Source organism: Microbacterium enclense, from assembly GCF_004022425.1.
GTDB lineage: Bacteria > Actinomycetota > Actinomycetes > Actinomycetales > Microbacteriaceae > Microbacterium > Microbacterium enclense_A.
This window is the reverse complement of the sequence record NZ_RBZY01000017.1, coordinates 15,662-31,761: the sequence shown is the minus strand read 5'-3', so window position 1 is coordinate 31,761 and position 16,100 is coordinate 15,662. Positions and strand designations below refer to the sequence as shown.

General features: G+C 72.0%; 15 protein-coding genes. 11 read left to right on the top strand and 4 right to left on the bottom strand.

Features of this window, described 5'->3' with window-relative positions; translation table 11 throughout:
• The first annotated feature begins 67 nt into the window (after positions 1-67).
• A complete protein-coding gene (locus tag D8Y23_RS17075) occupies positions 68-1,516 on the top strand; it encodes a helix-turn-helix transcriptional regulator (protein WP_128217297.1) in 1,449 nt (482 codons plus the stop codon).
• A gap of 12 nt (positions 1,517-1,528) precedes the next feature.
• Here the strand turns inward: D8Y23_RS17075 and D8Y23_RS06230 are convergent, their stop codons facing one another.
• The gene (locus D8Y23_RS06230; protein WP_240663813.1) at positions 1,529-2,923 is read right to left on the bottom strand and encodes an MFS transporter; all 1,395 of its coding nucleotides are present in this window, start codon (positions 2,921-2,923) and stop codon (positions 1,529-1,531) included.
• Positions 2,920-3,381 (bottom strand): MarR family winged helix-turn-helix transcriptional regulator, encoded by a 462-nt coding sequence (locus D8Y23_RS06225; RefSeq protein WP_128217296.1) that lies wholly within the window; start codon positions 3,379-3,381, stop codon positions 2,920-2,922. The genes D8Y23_RS06230 and D8Y23_RS06225 overlap by 4 nt, the downstream gene beginning before the upstream one ends.
• A gap of 86 nt (positions 3,382-3,467) precedes the next feature.
• Here D8Y23_RS06225 and D8Y23_RS06220 point away from each other — a divergent pair, with 86 nt between their 5' ends.
• The 5 genes from D8Y23_RS06220 to D8Y23_RS06200 all read left to right on the top strand — a co-directional run bounded on the left by D8Y23_RS06220 (position 3,468) and on the right by D8Y23_RS06200 (position 7,524).
• The gene (locus D8Y23_RS06220) at positions 3,468-4,316 is read left to right on the top strand and encodes an alpha/beta fold hydrolase (protein WP_128217295.1); all 849 of its coding nucleotides are present in this window, start codon (positions 3,468-3,470) and stop codon (positions 4,314-4,316) included.
• A 139-nt stretch (positions 4,317-4,455) separates the two neighbouring features.
• On the top strand, positions 4,456-5,505 hold the full coding sequence (locus D8Y23_RS06215; protein ID WP_128217294.1) for a lipoate--protein ligase family protein: 1,050 nt from the start codon (positions 4,456-4,458) through the stop codon (positions 5,503-5,505).
• The gene (locus tag D8Y23_RS06210) at positions 5,502-6,464 is read left to right on the top strand and encodes a DNA-methyltransferase (RefSeq protein WP_240663812.1); all 963 of its coding nucleotides are present in this window, start codon (positions 5,502-5,504) and stop codon (positions 6,462-6,464) included. Before D8Y23_RS06215 ends, D8Y23_RS06210 begins: the two co-directional genes overlap by 4 nt.
• 53 nt (positions 6,465-6,517) lie before the next feature.
• Positions 6,518-6,817: a DUF2470 domain-containing protein gene (locus tag D8Y23_RS06205; protein ID WP_128217293.1), complete on the top strand. Its 300-nt coding sequence runs from the start codon at positions 6,518-6,520 to the stop codon at positions 6,815-6,817.
• A 53-nt stretch (positions 6,818-6,870) separates the two neighbouring features.
• The gene (locus D8Y23_RS06200; RefSeq protein ID WP_128217292.1) at positions 6,871-7,524 is read left to right on the top strand and encodes a heme oxygenase (biliverdin-producing); all 654 of its coding nucleotides are present in this window, start codon (positions 6,871-6,873) and stop codon (positions 7,522-7,524) included.
• On the opposite strand, the gene D8Y23_RS06195 is transcribed toward D8Y23_RS06200, so the two are convergent.
• Both D8Y23_RS06195 and D8Y23_RS06190 read right to left on the bottom strand, forming a co-directional pair.
• Complete coding sequence (locus D8Y23_RS06195) at positions 7,512-8,513, bottom strand: DUF916 domain-containing protein (protein WP_128217291.1); 1,002 nt, start codon at positions 8,511-8,513, stop codon at positions 7,512-7,514. The genes D8Y23_RS06200 and D8Y23_RS06195 overlap by 13 nt on opposite strands.
• Before the next feature lie 68 nt (positions 8,514-8,581).
• On the bottom strand, positions 8,582-10,402 hold the full coding sequence (locus D8Y23_RS06190) for a hypothetical protein (RefSeq protein WP_128217290.1): 1,821 nt from the start codon (positions 10,400-10,402) through the stop codon (positions 8,582-8,584).
• Positions 10,403-10,553: 151 nt separating this feature from the next.
• Between D8Y23_RS06190 and D8Y23_RS06185 the strand changes: the two genes are divergently transcribed.
• The 5 genes from D8Y23_RS06185 to D8Y23_RS06165 are packed head-to-tail and all read left to right on the top strand — an operon-like array spanning position 10,554 to position 16,012.
• On the top strand, positions 10,554-11,651 hold the full coding sequence (locus D8Y23_RS06185; RefSeq protein ID WP_128217289.1) for a heme/hemin ABC transporter substrate-binding protein: 1,098 nt from the start codon (positions 10,554-10,556) through the stop codon (positions 11,649-11,651).
• Complete coding sequence (locus D8Y23_RS06180; RefSeq protein WP_128217288.1) at positions 11,648-12,766, top strand: FecCD family ABC transporter permease; 1,119 nt, start codon at positions 11,648-11,650, stop codon at positions 12,764-12,766. Before D8Y23_RS06185 ends, D8Y23_RS06180 begins: the two co-directional genes overlap by 4 nt.
• A complete protein-coding gene (locus D8Y23_RS06175) occupies positions 12,763-13,596 on the top strand; it encodes a heme ABC transporter ATP-binding protein (RefSeq protein ID WP_128217287.1) in 834 nt (277 codons plus the stop codon). Before D8Y23_RS06180 ends, D8Y23_RS06175 begins: the two co-directional genes overlap by 4 nt.
• On the top strand, positions 13,593-14,774 hold the full coding sequence (locus D8Y23_RS06170; RefSeq protein WP_128217286.1) for a hypothetical protein: 1,182 nt from the start codon (positions 13,593-13,595) through the stop codon (positions 14,772-14,774). Before D8Y23_RS06175 ends, D8Y23_RS06170 begins: the two co-directional genes overlap by 4 nt.
• Positions 14,771-16,012, top strand: coding sequence for a hypothetical protein (locus tag D8Y23_RS06165; RefSeq protein ID WP_128217285.1), 1,242 nt, complete (start codon positions 14,771-14,773; stop codon positions 16,010-16,012). Before D8Y23_RS06170 ends, D8Y23_RS06165 begins: the two co-directional genes overlap by 4 nt.
• Positions 16,013-16,100 lie beyond the last annotated feature (88 nt).

Sequence of the window (16,100 nt, the reverse complement as noted above, 5' to 3'; positions counted from 1 at the left end):
GGCCGGTGGGAGATCCTTTGTGACGCGAATCGGCCGATAGGCGCAATAGCGTGGTTAGCATCGCTGCATGGGGGACGAGGCCGTGATCGATGCGTCGCCGCTGATGAACGTGCGGTCCGTCGCCGAACGCGTGGTCGCGAGCGTGCTTCCGACCTCCCCCGCGCCCGAGATGGCCGACCTGCGTTTTCTGGCCGACCTCGAGGCTGGCCCGGCCCCCCGGATCTGGGTGGATGCCAGTGCGCAGACGCTCGAGGCTCTGCTCATCGCCCGTTCCCGGCTCGACCGCATCGACGATGCGCTGCGGCTCGTCGAGCTCCACTTCGCCGACGGCCGGCTGCTGGCCCCGGGCCGGCTGGAGACGGCGACCCGGTCGACCCTGTTCTCGGCGGTGGGCGAGGTCTACGCGGCCGCCGGGTGGCCGCGCCGGGCCGGCGAATACGCCGCTTCCGCGATCGCGTACGCCGACGACGCCGTGACCCGGTTCCGGGCGCACGCGGTGCGCGCGCTCGCCGCCGCGATCAACGGTGAGTACATCCTGGCGGGGGAGAGCCTGCGCATCTGCGACGAGCTGGCATCCACCTCCCCGGGCGCGCTGACGCACCCGGACTACGACCTGCTCCTCGCCCGCATCCTGGTCGCCTCGGCGGCGCTCGACGCCGCGACGCTGACGGACGTGGCCGGTGCGCTCCGCGCGGGGGCTCCCGCAGACCCCTACTGGCAGTACTCCGCGCGCGCGGCCGAGGCGATGTGCGCCCTCATCCGCCGCGACTACGACCGCGGCATGGTCCTCGTCGCAGCCCTGGCCGGCGGCACGGAGGCGCACTCCGGTCACACCATGGTGCGCGGGTTCGCGCAGGGCGTGTACGCCGACCTGTTGCTGGCCCGCGGCGAGCCCCGCCGCGCGCTGGCGGTGCTGGAGGGCCGCGTGTCCCCACCCGGGCATGCGCTCTGCTTCGCCATGCAACGCGCCGCCGCCCTCATCGCCCTCGGGCGCGAGCGGGAGGTCCTGGAATCGACGGACCCGTGCATCCGAATGGGAACCCACCACTGCGTGCGCACGCTCAGTCCGCTGCTGCTCCGCCGCGCCGTCGCTCACGCGCGGCTGGGCAACGCGCAGGCCGCCGACGCGGCGTTCGCCGAGGGCTTCCACCTGTCGGAGAACCTCGGGGGATCCCTCACCCCGTATCTCACGCTGCCGCAGCCGGAACTGCTCACCCTCCTGCAGCGCATGGCCGAGCGGCATTCGGCTTCGGTCGACGCCGTCGCCCGCGTGTCCGCGATGCTCGCGCTCGTCCCCACGCCAGAGCATCGCCCTCCGCTTCCGACCCTGAGTCCGCGGGAGGAGCGGCTCGCGCTGGCGCTGCGCGGACCCCGGAGCCTGCCGCAGATCGCCGAGGAGTTGGACGTGTCGCTCAACACCGTCAAATCGCAGCTGCGCTCGATCTACGCGAAGCTGCAGGTCTCGGGACGCGATGCCGCCGTGGCCGTGCTCGAAGCGCACGGCTTCTACGTCTGAGGTCGTCCGTGCTCAGGCCGTGGGGCGTGGTGCGTGAGTCTGCCCTACCGGGTGCGGGGAACCTGCCGGACGCGACCGTTCCGCGGAGGGCAGCGGGATCGGGGTCGTGCCGGCGATCTCGTCGCTGAAGTCCTCGGGCTCCGGGGCGACCGTCGTGATGGGACGCGTCTCGTCGAGCGTGAGCCGGAACCGCTTCGTCTCGTGCCGGTGCACTCGGCCGGATGCGAGCGTCCACGCGACGCCGATCCCGCAGGCCGCGAACGCGACGATCGCGGAGAGCGCGATCGCGACGCGCGGGCCGAACTCGCCCGCGACCCATCCGACGATCGGCGCGCCGACGGGCGTGCCCCCGAGCAGGATCGCCATGTACAACGCCAGGACGCGACCCCGAAGAGCCGGATCGGTCGTGGTCTGGACGTAGCCGTTGGCGGTGGTGAGCATGGTGACGACGCTGAAGCCGGTGAGCACGAGGGTCGCGGCGTACGTCCCGTACGACGGTGCGAAGACGGAGAGCGTGGATGCCACGGCGAAACCGCCCGCACCCAGGATGACCAGGCGCATGCGGGCCCGCTCGCGCCGGGCGGCGAGCAGGGCGCCGGCCAGGGACCCGATCGCGACGAACGAACTCAACAGGCCGAAGCCGTCGGCGCCGCGGCCGAACTCGAGGGCCATGGTCGATGCGAAGATCGGGAAGTTCATGCCGAACGCCCCGAGCAGGAACACCATCGCGAAGGTCACCATGAGGTCGGGGCGCTTCGCGACGTAGCGGAACCCGTCGGCAAGGCGTGCCGGTCCGCCGCGGCGGTGGTGCACGACGAGCTCGTGCGGCCGCATGGCGAGCAGCGCCGCGATCATGCCGAGGAACGTCACGGCGTTGGCGAGGAACACCCACCCGGTGCCGACCACGACGATCATGAGGCCGGCGACCGCCGGGCCGATGAGGCGTGCGGTGTTGAACGACGCGGCGTTCAGCGCGACGGCGTTGGACGCGTTCTCCTTCGCGACGAGATCGGAGACGAAGGCCTGGCGCGCGGGGTTGTCGAACGCGGTGATGACACCGAGCGCGAGGGCGAACCCGAACATCAGCGGCAGGGTCATGACACCGGTCACGAGCAGGATGCCGAGGGTCACGGCGAGCACGAGCATCGCGCTCTGCGTGCACATGATGAGCCGTCGGCGGTCGAAGCGGTCGGCCACCCATCCCGTGACGCCGACGAGCAGCAGCGGCGGGGCGAACTGCAGCGCCATCGTCACGCCCATCGCGGCGGCGTCGTTGGGGGTGAGCTCGGTCAGGACGACCCAGTTCTGCGCCGTCGCCTGCATCCACGCGCCGATGTTCGACACGAGGGCGCCGATGAACCAGACGCGATAGTTGTAGACCGAGAACGAGCGGAACATCGCACTCATGTGTCTGCCACCTTTCGCATGATCTCGGCCGCCGTCGCGAGGGTCCGCCGCTCGTCGTCGCCCAGGGCCGCGAGGGCTTCTTCGAGCCAGGCGTCGCGGCGCCGCACGGTCTCGTCGACGACGAGTCGACCGGCATCCGTCAGCGCGATCGTCACCCTGCGGCGGTCGTCGTCATCGGGGGTGCGGGTGACGTAACCCGCCTCCTCCAGGAGCGACACCGTCCGGTTCATCGACGGCGCCGTGACGCGCTCACGGTCGGCGAGCTGGCCGAGCGTGTGCGCGCCGTGCACCGTGAGGGCTGCGAGCACCGCGAACTGGGCGTCGCTCATGGTGTCGACCGCGCGCTGCGCCCGGAGGCGCCGCGCGAGGCGGAACGTCGACATCCGCAGCTCGGAGGCGGCGGCGGTGAGGTCGTCACGCGAGTCGGATCGGGGGGATTCGTCGACGCGGTCGTTCATGATGTCGATAGTTAGCATAGCTCATTAGCCTTGCTAACGGTTCGATCCGTCGCTTTCCGGCCCACACCCGCCCCTAGACTCGCCGCATGCCCGAGTTCGTCGACGCCTACGGCATTCCGATCGTCTACGACGTGTACGAGGCGGCGTCGCCGCGGGCGGTCGTCCAGCTGCTGCACGGGGTGGGAGAGCACGCCGGTCGCTACGGCGCTCTCATCGCGGCGCTCGTCGCCGACGGCTACACCGTCTACGCCGACGACCACCGCGGACACGGTCGCACGGGCCTTCGGCAGTGGAACGGCGAGCGCGCGAAACTCGGACGCCTCGGGCCCGGCGGCCTCGGGGCCGCACGCGACGCGGTGTGGACCCTCACCCAGGTCATCCGCGAGACGCACCCCGACCTGCCGCTCGTCCTGCTCGGACACTCGTGGGGCTCGTTCCTCGCGCAGATGCTGGTGGACCGGCATCCGGATGCCTATGACGCCCTCGTCCTGAGCGGCTCGGCGCTCCGCTGGCCCGGTGCACTGAACTCCGGCGACCTGAACGCCCCGTGGAAGCACCTCGGGGGAACGGGCATGGAGTGGTTGTCGAGCGTGGAGCAGGTCGCCCACGACTTCGTCGCCGACCCCCTCACGACCTCGACGCCGCTGCTGCGCCTGTTCGGGCCCGTCGAGACGGTGAAGCTCATCGGGCGCCCGCGTCGCAACCTCGGGCGCGACATCCCGACGCTGCTCATGGTCGGTCGCGACGACACCGTCGGCGGCCCGCGCAGCGTGCACCTCCTCGCGGACGCGTATCGGACGCGGTCCGGCTTCACCGACGTCACCACGCTGGTCTATCCCGGCGCACGGCACGAGATCTTCGCCGAGGCCCAGCAGGCCGAGGTGCGCGCCGACCTCGCGGCCTGGCTCGACCGGAGGTTCCCTCGGCGCGGCTGAAGGGCGTGGCATCCATGTTCTGAGAACAGGGGATGCCACGGAAACAGGGCGATCCGCGGGGGATCGGCCTGTCCTGGGCGCATCGCCTGTTCTCGCGCCGCGGGGCGGGCTCGCCGCGCACCCGCCGTAGGCTGGGGGCATGCACGGCGAGTACAAGGTCCCCGGCGGAAAGCTGGTCGTCGTCGACCTCGAGGAGCGCGACGGCCGCATCGCCGGCTTCCACCTCGCGGGCGACTTCTTCCTCGAGCCCGACGACGCGTTGGACGACATCGACGCCGCCGTGAACGGCCTCCCGGTGGAGTCGGACGTCCCGACGATCGCGGCGGCGATCCGCGCGGCTCTCCCGGAGGGCGCGCAGCTGCTCGGCTTCACGCCCGAGGCGGTGGCCACCGCCATCCGTCGCGCGCTGGTGACCGCGCCCGGCTGGGCCGACTTCGAATGGGAGGTCGTGCACGACGCCCCGGTGTCGCCACGCATGAACCTCGCGCTCGACGAGGTGCTCACCGCGCGCGTCGGCGCGGGACTGCGGAAGCCGACGCTGCGCCTCTGGGAGTGGAACGAGAACGCCGTCGTCATCGGGTCGTTCCAGTCGCTGCGCAACGAGGTCGATCCCGAGGGTGCCGCGAAGCACGGCTTCGACGTCGTGCGACGAATCTCCGGCGGCGGCGCCATGCTCATGGCCGCCAACTCGATCGTGACGTACTCGCTGTACGTCCCCGCCTCGCTCGTCGCGGGCATGACGTTCGCCGACTCCTACGCGTTCCTCGACGACTGGGTGCTGCAGGCGCTGCGCTCGCTCGGCATCGACGCGGTCTACCAGCCGCTCAACGACATCGCCGGCCCCCACGGCAAGATCGGCGGTGCCGCGCAGAAGCGGCTCGCCAACGGCGGCGTGCTCCACCACGCGACGCTCAGCTACGACATGGACGGCCAGGTGCTCACCGAGGTGCTCCGCATCGGCCGCGAGAAGCTCAGCGACAAGGGCACGGTCTCGGCGGCGAAGCGCGTCGATCCCCTCCGGAGTCAGACGGGCCTGGCCCGGGATGCCGTGATCCAGCGGTTCATCGACACGTTCACGACCCTCTACGGCGCCACGACCGGCCACGTCACCGAAGAGGAATACGCCGAGGCCGAGGCCCTGGTCGCGGCGAAGTTCGCCACCGACGCGTGGCTCCAGCGCGTTCCGTGAGCGGCACGACCCTGGACGGTGTCTTCGACCACGGCACCGTCGAGATCCACCACGCCGACAACCTCGCCATCACGCCCGGTCTGCCCGACGGCTCGTTCACGCTCGTCTACCTCGACCCGCCGTTCAACACCGGCCGCACGCGGTCGAAGGCGGTGGAGTCCGCCCGCCGGGCTCCGGCGGTCGACGAGGCTGCGGAGGCCGAGGAACCGCTGATCCTGGCATCCGAACCGCCCCACGACCCGGCGATGCTCGTCTTCCCCGGCGAGGAGGAACCCGCCGCGGCGCCGGTCGTGCACCGCGGATTCCACGGGCGCGAATACTCGCGGCTCCGCGGCGACCTGCGCACCTACGACGACCGTTTCGACGACTACTGGGCGTTCCTCGAGCCGCGTCTCGAGGAGGCGTGGCGCCTCCTCGCCGACGACGGCACGCTCTACCTCCACCTCGACTACCGCGAGGTGCACTACGCCAAGGTCATGTGCGACGCGCTGTTCGGGCGTGAGCGCTTCCTCAACGAGCTCATCTGGGCGTACGACTACGGGGCCAAGACCCGGCGTCGGTGGCCGACGAAGCACGAGACGATCCTCGTCTACGTGAAGAATCCGCAGCGGTACTTCTTCGATTCGGATGCCGTGGACCGCGAGCCCTACATGGCTCCGGGCCTCGTGACCGCCGAGAAGGCCGCCCGCGGCAAGATGCCCACCGACGTCTGGTGGCACACGATCGTGCCGACCACGGGTCGCGAGAAGACGGGCTACCCGACACAGAAGCCCGAGGGCGTGCTGCGGCGGATGGTCCAGGCATCCAGTCGTCCAGGCGACCGGGTGCTGGACATGTTCGCCGGCAGCGGCACGCTCGGGGCTGTCGCCGCGCCCCTCGGTCGGCACTCGGTGCTGATCGACGACAACGCCGACGCCGTGGCCGTGATGCGCGAGCGGCTCGCGGCGTTCCGCGGCTGAGCGCGCGCGCCCGGGCAGTGCGGCACGTCCGGCCAGGAAGTTAGGGTTACCTAATGAGCCATGAATTCGCCCCAGAGGTCCGCCGCGCCGTCCTTGCGCACATGAACGGCGACCACCACGACGACAACGTCCTCATCGCGCGGGCGTTCGGTCCGGATCCCGAGGCGACGACGGCGGAGATGACCGGCTTCGACGGCGCGGGCGGCGACTGGGTCGTCGGACCCGACGCCGTGGCGCTGCGGGTTCCGTGGCTCGGCGGATCCATCACCGAGCGCGCCGAGGTGCGCCGCGAGATCGTCGCACTGTACGACGAGGCGTGCCGTCGTCTCGGAGTGCCCGCTCGCCCGCACTGACGCCGACAGAATTAAAGGTTAGGGTTACCTAACCTTTTGCGTATGATGTCCTCATGAGCGACGTCCTCTCCTTCTCCGCCGCCCTCCGCGAGCGCTCCCGCAGCGCCCACTCCACGAGCGAGCACGCCGGCTTCATGGCCGATCTGATGAGCGGTGCCGGAACGCGCGAGGACTACGTCGCCCTCGTCACGCAGCACTGGTTCATCTACGCCGCCCTCGAGGAGGCCACGGATCGGATGCGCCTCGACCCGGTGGCATCCGTGTTCCTCAGCGACAAGCTCACGCGGCTCCCCGCCATCGAGGCCGACCTCGCGTTCCTCATCGGCCCCGAGTGGCGCGAGATCGTGACGCCTCTTCCCACGACGCAGGCCTACGTCGCGCGGATCCGTCGCGTGGCGGCGACGTGGCCGGGCGGATTCGTCGCCCACCACTACACGCGCTACCTCGGCGACCTGTCGGGCGGGCAGTTCATCGGGCGTCTCATGCGGCGTCGGTTCGGCTTCGAGACGAACGGCATCGGCTTCTACCTCTTCGGTGACATCGCCAACCCCGAAGAGTTCAAGAACGTGTACCGGGACAAGCTGGATGCCGCTCCGTGGAGCGCCGACGAGAAGGAGCGCGTGATCGACGAGGTGCTCGTCGCGTACCGCTTCAATACCGAGCTGTTCGAAGACCTGGCGCGCGCCAAGGCCGCTCAGATCGCCTGAGCGACCTCGGGGTCCCGCGCTTCGGCGGTGTCCGTCGTCGAGCGACGGCCGGCCGCGCGACGACGCGCGACGATCACGAGCACGACGACCCCGCCGATCACGGCGACGATCAGCGCATAGAGGCTCCAGGGCGGGGCCACGACCCCGTATTCGGCGACGAGGGGCGCGACGACCCCCGCGCCCAGGCCGACGCCCTCCGGTTCGATCGCGACCCGGCCGCCGAGCCATCCGAGCGAGAACGCCGGGATCTCCCGGGTGACCTCGATGGTCGACCCCGTCAGGATCTCGGGCAGCTGCGTCCGCGCCGCGGCGGCGGGCGCGATCCCGTCGACGGTGAGGGCTTCGACGCCGGTCAGGCGGGTGTTCCCGGTGTTCTGCAGCGCGTACTGCACGACGACACGACCCGACTCGAACGGGTTCCACGACCCCTCGTACCGCGCCGTCACGGCCGTGATCGACGCGGCGGGGACGAGGTCGCCCGCGACGCGGACGGTGATGCGGGTGCCGAGGCGCCGTTCGACGGACAGCGAGCTCGCGGCATCCCGGCTCGTGAGCGACGTCACGATCCCGGCCGAGTGGTCGCCCGGGCGCGCGTCCGCGGGCACCGTGAGGGTGAAGGGGATCTCCGCGGACTGCCCCGGTGCCAGGTCGAGGCCGGTGCGCTCCACCGAGACCCAGGTCCCGGCATCCTGGGAGGGGGTACCATCGGCGAGCACGTCGATCTCACCGCTCGCCGTTGTGAAGGCGTCGGCCGCGTAGACGCTGAGGGGGAGCGGTTCGGTCCCGGTGTTGACGACGATCATGGTGTCCGACACGACCGCGCCGGGGTCGACCGTGTAGGCGAAGTTCGCTCGCCCGGTGCCGTTCGCGTTGTCACCGGTCTGCACGCTCCAGGCGATGCCGCCGTCCTCGGCGTGCGCCGGCGGAGAGGCGGAGAGGGCGAGGGCGAGCGCCGCGGCGACGGCGAGGAGGCGGACGTGTCGGATCACGGTCACGAGGGTCTTTCGGGTCGGTGGAGCGCGGGGTCCCGGCGGGTGCCGCGACCCCGCGTCGGTGATTACTGGAGGGCGGTGATGGTGAGCTTGCTCGCGTAGTCGCCCGCGGGGGTCGTCCCCGGGATGACGAGGGCGAGGTCGGCCCCGATCGTGGCGCTGGCGGCGGCCGTCGACGAGGCCAGCACCCGCGACGAGCCCAGGCCCGTGCCGCCGAGGCGCGTCGAGGAGACCTCGGCACCCGCGGCGACGCTCGAGCCCGCCGAGACGAGCTTCGGCTTCCAGCCGAGCAGATCACCCGAGAACGTCTCGCCCGTCGACGACGCGAAGTCGCCGACCTGTCCGGAGATGCTCCACGTGTACGGCGCGGTGCCGCCGGCGCGGGTGTCCGTCACGACGATGTCGGTGAGCGACCCGGATGCCACGAAGTTCGCGCCGTCCTGGACGGCGGTGCCGAGGTTGGCGGGCGAGGTGCCGGCGAAGGCCCAGCCGAACGAGCCGGTCGGGTTGTCGACCCAGGCGGGAACGTCGACGATCACGTCGGAGGCCGCCGCGAAGGTGACCGGGGTGAACGTCTCGAAGGGGGCGTGGACCGCACCGCTGCCGCCGTAGGTGGCGATACCGAACGTGCCGGCGGCCAGGTTCTGGGCCTCGGTGGTCGTCAGCGCGAGGTCGACCGAGAACGTGCCGTCGGGCTTCAGCTCGATCGCGCCGCTGTTCGTGCCGCCGATCGTCGACATGCTCTCGGCCGGCACGGCCCACTTCTGGGTGATCACCGAGCGGGAGGAGGACGGGGCGCCCGCGGACGGCTTCCACGTGTCGGCGAACTTCCCGAACACCACGTACGCGCCGCTGAACTTCCCGGCCAACGGCGGGCGGGTGCCGTTCGTGGCGGTGCCGGACGGCAGGAAGCCGCTGCCGCTCACCGTGACGGTTTCGCCCTGGGCGAGCCCGCTGGTCTTCGAGACGGTCACGCTCGGGCCGGACGGGACGGCGGCGGTGTACGCGATCGAGAGCGGGGTCGCGGGCTTACGCGAGTCCGCGGCTCCGCCCGACGAGTACCAGTACGAGCCCTGGCCCGTCGCGATCTGGAAGTCGACGAACGACTGGGGGAAGGCGCCGGAGAACGCTCCGCCGGTGACCTGCGCGACAGAACCGGCCGGCACGGTGACGGTGCGTCCGAGGTAGTCCGGCGTCACGCTGAACCCGGTGGGGGTGACATCCACACCGGTCAGGGTCGCGATGACCACGTCGGGCACGGGAGTGAGGCTCTCGAACTTGTCGGGGTCGTCCATCGAGGTTCCGTAGCCCCCGAGGGTCGCGGTGACGGTGCCCGTGCCGTCGGAGGCGACGGTGAGCTTCGGGTCGGTGATCCACGACCGGCTCATGCCGGAGTAGAACGCCGACGTGAACGAGCCCGTCCACTGGATGACGGCCGTATTGGCGTCGACATCCACCGTTCCGGTCCCGCCGTCGATCTCGACGATGTGGCCCGAGTCGAGTCCGTTGCCGGTGGTGATCGTCGTGCCGTCGGCATCCGTCCGCAGGCCCGCGAACGTCGCGTCGGCGTACGTGCCGTCCGCCTGGAGCTTGAGGATCTCGACGTTGCCGTCGCTCTGCTTCCAGTTCGTCGACGTCACGCGGTCGGCCGACGACGCGGCGGTGACGATACCGGCAGAGAGCAGGTTCACTGTTCCCGGTGCGAAGGCCGCGGAGTTCGCCTCGGCGCTCACGCCCCATCGGAAGACCGCGCCGTCGATCGGCGATCCCGCGGCGTGCGCGGGCACCGCGACGAGGGCGCCGCCCAGCGTCAGTGCCGCGGCCGCGAGGGTTGCGGCGGCGACGGCGCGGGGCCGTCGGCGGCGGTGTCGAGCTGTGGAGTCCACGTTCATTCCCTTCTCCCGCCCCCGGAAGTCTCCGACGGCGTGCGTCGGCCGCGCCCGATGTCGGGCGTGAAGGGCAGGTTAGGCTTACCTAAGCATGAAGTCCCGCTCGGCGGCAATGTTAAGGATAGGCTGTCCTAACTTGGAGGTCTTCATGACTCGTCGATCAGTGCGCGGATCCGCCGCGCTCGCCCTGGCCTTCGCCACCCTCGTTGCGCTCTCGTCCTGCGCTGCCGTCGACGGTGCGTCCCCGGCGGACGCGCGTGCGACGACGGCGCTCGCCGACGTCACGCCCGTGGCCGACCCCCTCGCCTGGGAGGGTCCCTCCACCGCCGTGGCGGCATCCACCCCGATCGATCCCGTGACCGAGGGGGCGCAGACCTTGCCGGCGGTCGTCACCGACGCGCAGGGCACCGCGGTCACCGTGGCGGACACCTCGCGCATCCTCACGCTCGACGTCTACGGCTCGCTCTCGCGCATCGTCTTCGAGCTGGGGTTGGGCGACGCGGTCGTGGCCCGCGACGTCTCGACCGCCTTCCCCGAGGCCGCCGACCTGCCGGTGGTGACCGAGAACGGCCATGACCTGAACGCGGAGGCGATCCTCGACGCGGCCCCCACCGTGATCCTCACCGACACGAGCCTCGGGCCGTGGGACACCATCCTTCAGATGAGGGATGCCGGAATCCCGGTCGTCGTGGTCGACTCGCGCCGGTCGCTGGAGTCCGTGGGCGCGCTGATCCAGCAGGTCGGCGACGCCTTGGGCGTCCCGGAGCGCGCGGCCGCTCTCGCCGCGCGCAGCAACACCGCCACCGAGGAGAAGATCGCCCAGATCGCGGCGATCGCGCCCGCCGATCCCGCGCAGAAGCTCCGGATGATGTTCCTCTACGTGCGCGGGCAGTCGGGCGTCTACTACCTCTTCGGCGAGGAGTCCGGGGCAGACAGCCTCATCGACGCGCTCGGAGGCACCGACGTCGCGGGGGAGATCGGCTGGACGGGGATGCGGCCGATCACCGACGAGGCGCTCGTCCAGGCGAACCCCGACCTGCTGATCATGATGTCGAAGGGTCTCGAGTCGGTGGGCGGCGTCGACGGCCTGCTCGAGCATCTCCCGGCGATCGCCCAGACGGATGCCGGACGCCACCGTCGCGTCGTCGACATGGCGGACACCACCGTGTTGAGCTTCGGGCCGGCCTCCGCCGACGTCCTCGACGCGCTCGCGGTCGCCGTGTACGCGCCCGGGGCCGCGGGGTGACGGCCGTCGCGACCGCGCAGGGCGTGGCACCCCCGCGACCGCGCGCGGGGCTCCGCACGCCCGCGATCTTCGTCGGCCTCGCCGTCGCCCTCGTGGTCCTCGTCGTGGTCTCCGCGGGGAGCGGTCAGCTCTCGATCCCGCCCGACCAGGTCGTGGGCGCGTTCACGCGCGCGTGGAACGACGCGGTACGGGCAATCGGGCTCGGGTTCCTGTCGGTGCCTCCGGGTGCCGCCGTCGAGCACGTGAACGGTGAGGCGACGCTCTGGCTCATCCGAATGCCGCGCCTGCTCATGGCGGTGCTGGTCGGGGCGACGCTCGCGACGGCCGGCGTGGTGATGCAGGGCGTCTTCCGCAATCCGCTGGCCGAGCCCGGGGTTATCGGCATCTCCTCGGGGGCCGCCGTGGGGGCCTCGGCATCCATCGTCTTCGGGCTCACGTTCCTCGGTCCGCTGACCCTCCCCGTGCTCGCGTTCGTCGGCGGACTCGCGGCGACCGTGATCGTCTACGCCTCGGCCCGAGCCGACGGACGGACCGAGGTCGTCACCCTCGTGCTGACGGGGATCGCCGTCAACGCCGTCGGCGGGGCCGCGATCGCCCTCTTCACCTACCTCGGATCGACTCAGCAGCGCGAGCAGATCGTGTTCTGGCAACTCGGCTCGCTCAACGGCACGCGGTGGGACGATCTCGCGGTCGTGGCCCCGCTCGCGGTCATCGGGATCACGGTGTGCCTCTTCCTCGCCGGGGATCTCGACCTCCTGTCGCTGGGGGAGCGGCAGGCGGAGCATCTCGGCGTGCGCGTCGAGCGTCTGCGGGTCGCCGCGATCGTCGTGATCGCACTCCTCACCTGCGCGGCCGTCGCCTTCTGCGGCATCATCGGATTCGTCGGTCTCGTCGTACCCCACCTCATGCGGATGGCCCTCGGCCCCGGCCACCGCTTGCTGCTGCCGGCCAGCGCCCTGGGCGGGGCGGTGCTGCTGGTGGTCGCCGACCTCCTCGCCCGCACCGCCATCGCGGGATCGGAGCTGCCGATCGGCATGCTCACCGCGCTCATCGGCGGTCCGTTCTTCTTCTGGCTCCTGCGCAGAACGCGGCGCCGGTCGGGAGGATGGGGATGACGACGGTGCTGCGCGCGCGGGGCCTCTCGGTGGACGTCGGGGGTCGCCGCGTCCTCGAGGGCGTGGACCTCGACCTGCGGGCCGGGGAGATGCTCGTGCTGGTGGGTCCGAACGGCGCCGGGAAATCGACACTTCTCGCCGTACTCGCGGGCGATCGTCTCCCCTCCGCCGGGTCCCTCGAGATGGACGGCGCGGCACTGGGGTCGTGGCCGATCGCGGAGCGGGCGCGCCGACGGTCCGTGCTCACGCAGAGCAACGAGGTGTCCTTCCCCTTCGTGGTGCGCGACGTCGTGGCGATGGGGCGGGCGCCGTGGCGTCGGCATCCCGCCGCGGCGCGCGACCACGAGGCCGTGGCATCGGCGATGGATGCCGGCGAGGTCGCGGCCTTCGCCGATCGGCCCGTCACCGGCTTGTCGGGGGGAGAGCGCGCTCGCGCCGCCTTCGCGCGCTCCTTCGCCCAGGAGTGCGAGATCGCACTGCTGGACGAACCCACCGCGAGCCTCGACATCCGCCACCAGCATCGGGTCCTCGCGCGCACGCGCGAGCGCGTGAACGCGGGGGGCGCGGCGATCGTCGTGCTCCACGACCTCGGCCTCGCCGCCGCCTACGCCGATCGCATCGCCCTCCTCGACGGTGGGAGGGTAGTGGCCGTCGGGCCGCCCCGCGACGTGCTCGAGTCCGAACGACTGAGCCGGGTCTACCGGCATCCCATCGATGTCGTCGAGGGTCCGCGCGGCAGTCTCCTCGTCCTGGCGGACACCTCGGTGCCGCGACCCGCGGCCCCCGCCCTCCCTTTCCCACCCGCCGAACCCGGAGAACCGTCGCCGTGACCTCCCTGCCCCGTGTGCTCCTCGCCGCCGTCGTCGCCCTCCTGCTCTCCGTCTCGGGGAGTGCCGCCAGTCCCGCGTGGGCCGCGGGGACGGTGACGGTCGTCGGACCCGACGGCGGGGCGGCGCTCGCCGCGGACCACGCCAGCGCGATCACCGTGTCGGGCTCGGGATTCCAGTCGATCCCGAAGGGCTTCGGCGGGATCTACGTGATGTTCGGGTGGGTCGACGACCCCGCGGGCGGTTCGTGGCGTCCGAGCGCGGGGGGTGTGGCGGGCGAGGACTACCGCTACGTCCCGGATGCCGAGTCCGCCGACAACAACGGCTACCAGCGCTTCCTGGCCTTCCCCGGCGGGGAGACCGAGGCATCGGCCAACGGCACGCTCGGCGCCGACGGCTCGTGGTCGGTGGAGATGAACGTTCCGGGCGCCGTGTTCGAGAGCCAGGACCGCGCCGGCCGCGTCACGACGGTCGACTGTCGCGAGGTGACGTGCGGCGTCATCACGATCGGGGCGCACGGTGTCAAGAACGCCACGAACGAGACGTTCACGCCGGTCTCATTCGCCGCGGCGACACCGCCGGAAGAGGCGACCGCCACCGGCGCGGAGGCCGGACCCGCCCCCGCGGCCGTCGGGACGGTGCGCGTCGGGGTCGAGACGAGCAGCGTGGTGGCGGGGTCGTCGATCGTGTTCACCGGTCAGGGGTTCACCCCGGGGGAGCAGGTGGTCGCGGCCCTCGACGGCGGCCTGACCGCCGTGGGCCCGTTGACCGCCGGCGCGCAGGGGGAGGTGGCGGCCGCGCTCCCCGTGCCGCGCGACATCCGCAACGGCACCCATCTCGTCACGCTCCGCGGCGCCGGTTCCGGGGGCGTCGCCGAGACCGAGGTGACCGTCACCGGTGGCGCCGCGGACATGGTCGTGGATGCCACGCCGCCGGTGCCCACGTGGGCGATCGTCCTCCTTCTGGCCTGTGTCGCGCTCTCCCTCGCGCTCGTGATCGCGAGCATCGTCACCGCGATCGTCCGGGCGCGGGCGGCGTGGCGGGCAGCGCGCGCTGCTGGGGCGGGGTCGGCTGGAGCCGGGGCGCCGGCCGCCGAGGGGCGGGCCACGGCTGGGCCGGTCGCGTCCGGGGCGGCGGCGGTCGCACCCGACGCCGTGACCACGGTCGGGGCGGGCCGGTGAGGGCGGCGGTGCGGGCGGGGATCGCGCTGGCCGTAGCCCTCCTCGCCGCGGGTGGGGCGGCTCCCGCGACGGCCGCCGGTCCCGACGACGTCATCGTCACCGTGCCCGGCCCGGGCGGGTCGCCGGGAACCGACGGCACCATCGCGAATGCTCAGCTGCGCTGGGGACTCAACGCCGAAGCCGGCGGCGGGGCGTTCGCGGGCGGATGCAACTTCCTCAGCGCGGGGCGCGCGGGGGACGCCGGGGGCTCGCGCGTCTGGACGCAGAACGACGGCCTCTATCGCGCCGAAGACGGGCGCGTGCGGATCGAGAAGCCGACGGCGTCGGGCGGCTGGACGGCGGCCACGTGGGACTCGAAGTGCCGGGATGCCAGCGGGGCACCGGTGACCGTGGCATCCGCGTCCAGCACCTCGGGCAATCAGGTCGTGATCGACGGGGGGACCGGTCAGCGTCGCGATGGGACGACCGAGATCGGGTGGTCGGGGTCGTTCACCGTGGTGTTCTACGGAGGCATGACGTACTGGAGCGTGACGGACCCGAAGCTGACGCTCGACGGGGTGGGGAACGGACGGCTGGTCGGTACGGCGAGCGGATACGGCACATCGATGGACGATCTGACGAGCTGGAATCCCGTGGCCCCGCGCGAGGTCGTGCTCGCAGAGATCCGATCGGCGGACGCGGCGGCCGACCGCGGGTTCACCGTGACGCCCGAGTACCGCGGGGTGGCCGTCGAGGGCGCGGGCCAGGTCGCGAGGTCGGCGGCGAACGCCGCGTTCTGGGGATCGTTCCCGCAGTCCTTCGTCGACTTCCACCGACTCACGGGTCAGCAGGGGTATTGGCTGACGTCGGGTGGCATCCGGGATGCCGCGAAGCCCGCGACCGCGATCACGGTGAGCTTCGACGCGGCGACGCCCGTCGTCCCTCCCGCCCCGGAGGGGACCGGCGCCGCGACGGCGACGGCGGTGCCGAGCAACCCGCTGCGCGCGGCGCCGGCCGCGGTCGATCCCACCGTGCCCGCGCGGGCGTTCTTCGCCGCGAACGCCCCCCTGACGACGCAACCGCAGGGGAGCGCGCTCGTGCCCGCGGCGCGAGGCGGCATCCCCGCGGTCGTCGGGCCCCTGCTCGGTTCCGCCGCCGCGCTCGGCGTCGGGATCGTGGCCGTCCTGAGCATGATGCGGGCTCTGCCGTGGCAGCGCCGGCGTCCGGGTGCCGACGTCGCCGAGACCGCAGTGGCCTGACGACACTGCGGCACGCTGCACCGGCGGATGCCGTCTCGCGGCGGGGAGGTCGGTCCGGACCCCGGCCGAGCCTGCGCGGAACGTCCGC

Bases quoted from the DNA above. Each gene is read 5' to 3' on its own strand.
- D8Y23_RS17075 (WP_128217297.1), top strand. From the start codon at position 68: ATGGGGGACGAGGCCGTGATCGATGCGTCGCCGCTGATGAACGTGCGG.
- D8Y23_RS06230 (WP_240663813.1), bottom strand. From the start codon at position 2,923: ATGAGTGCGATGTTCCGCTCGTTCTCGGTCTACAACTATCGCGTCTGG.
- D8Y23_RS06225 (WP_128217296.1), bottom strand. From the start codon at position 3,381: ATGAACGACCGCGTCGACGAATCCCCCCGATCCGACTCGCGTGACGAC.
- D8Y23_RS06220 (WP_128217295.1), top strand. From the start codon at position 3,468: ATGCCCGAGTTCGTCGACGCCTACGGCATTCCGATCGTCTACGACGTG.
- D8Y23_RS06215 (WP_128217294.1), top strand. From the start codon at position 4,456: ATGCACGGCGAGTACAAGGTCCCCGGCGGAAAGCTGGTCGTCGTCGAC.
- D8Y23_RS06205 (WP_128217293.1), top strand. From the start codon at position 6,518: ATGAGCCATGAATTCGCCCCAGAGGTCCGCCGCGCCGTCCTTGCGCAC.
- D8Y23_RS06200 (WP_128217292.1), top strand. From the start codon at position 6,871: ATGAGCGACGTCCTCTCCTTCTCCGCCGCCCTCCGCGAGCGCTCCCGC.
- D8Y23_RS06185 (WP_128217289.1), top strand. From the start codon at position 10,554: ATGACTCGTCGATCAGTGCGCGGATCCGCCGCGCTCGCCCTGGCCTTC.
- D8Y23_RS06175 (WP_128217287.1), top strand. From the start codon at position 12,763: ATGACGACGGTGCTGCGCGCGCGGGGCCTCTCGGTGGACGTCGGGGGT.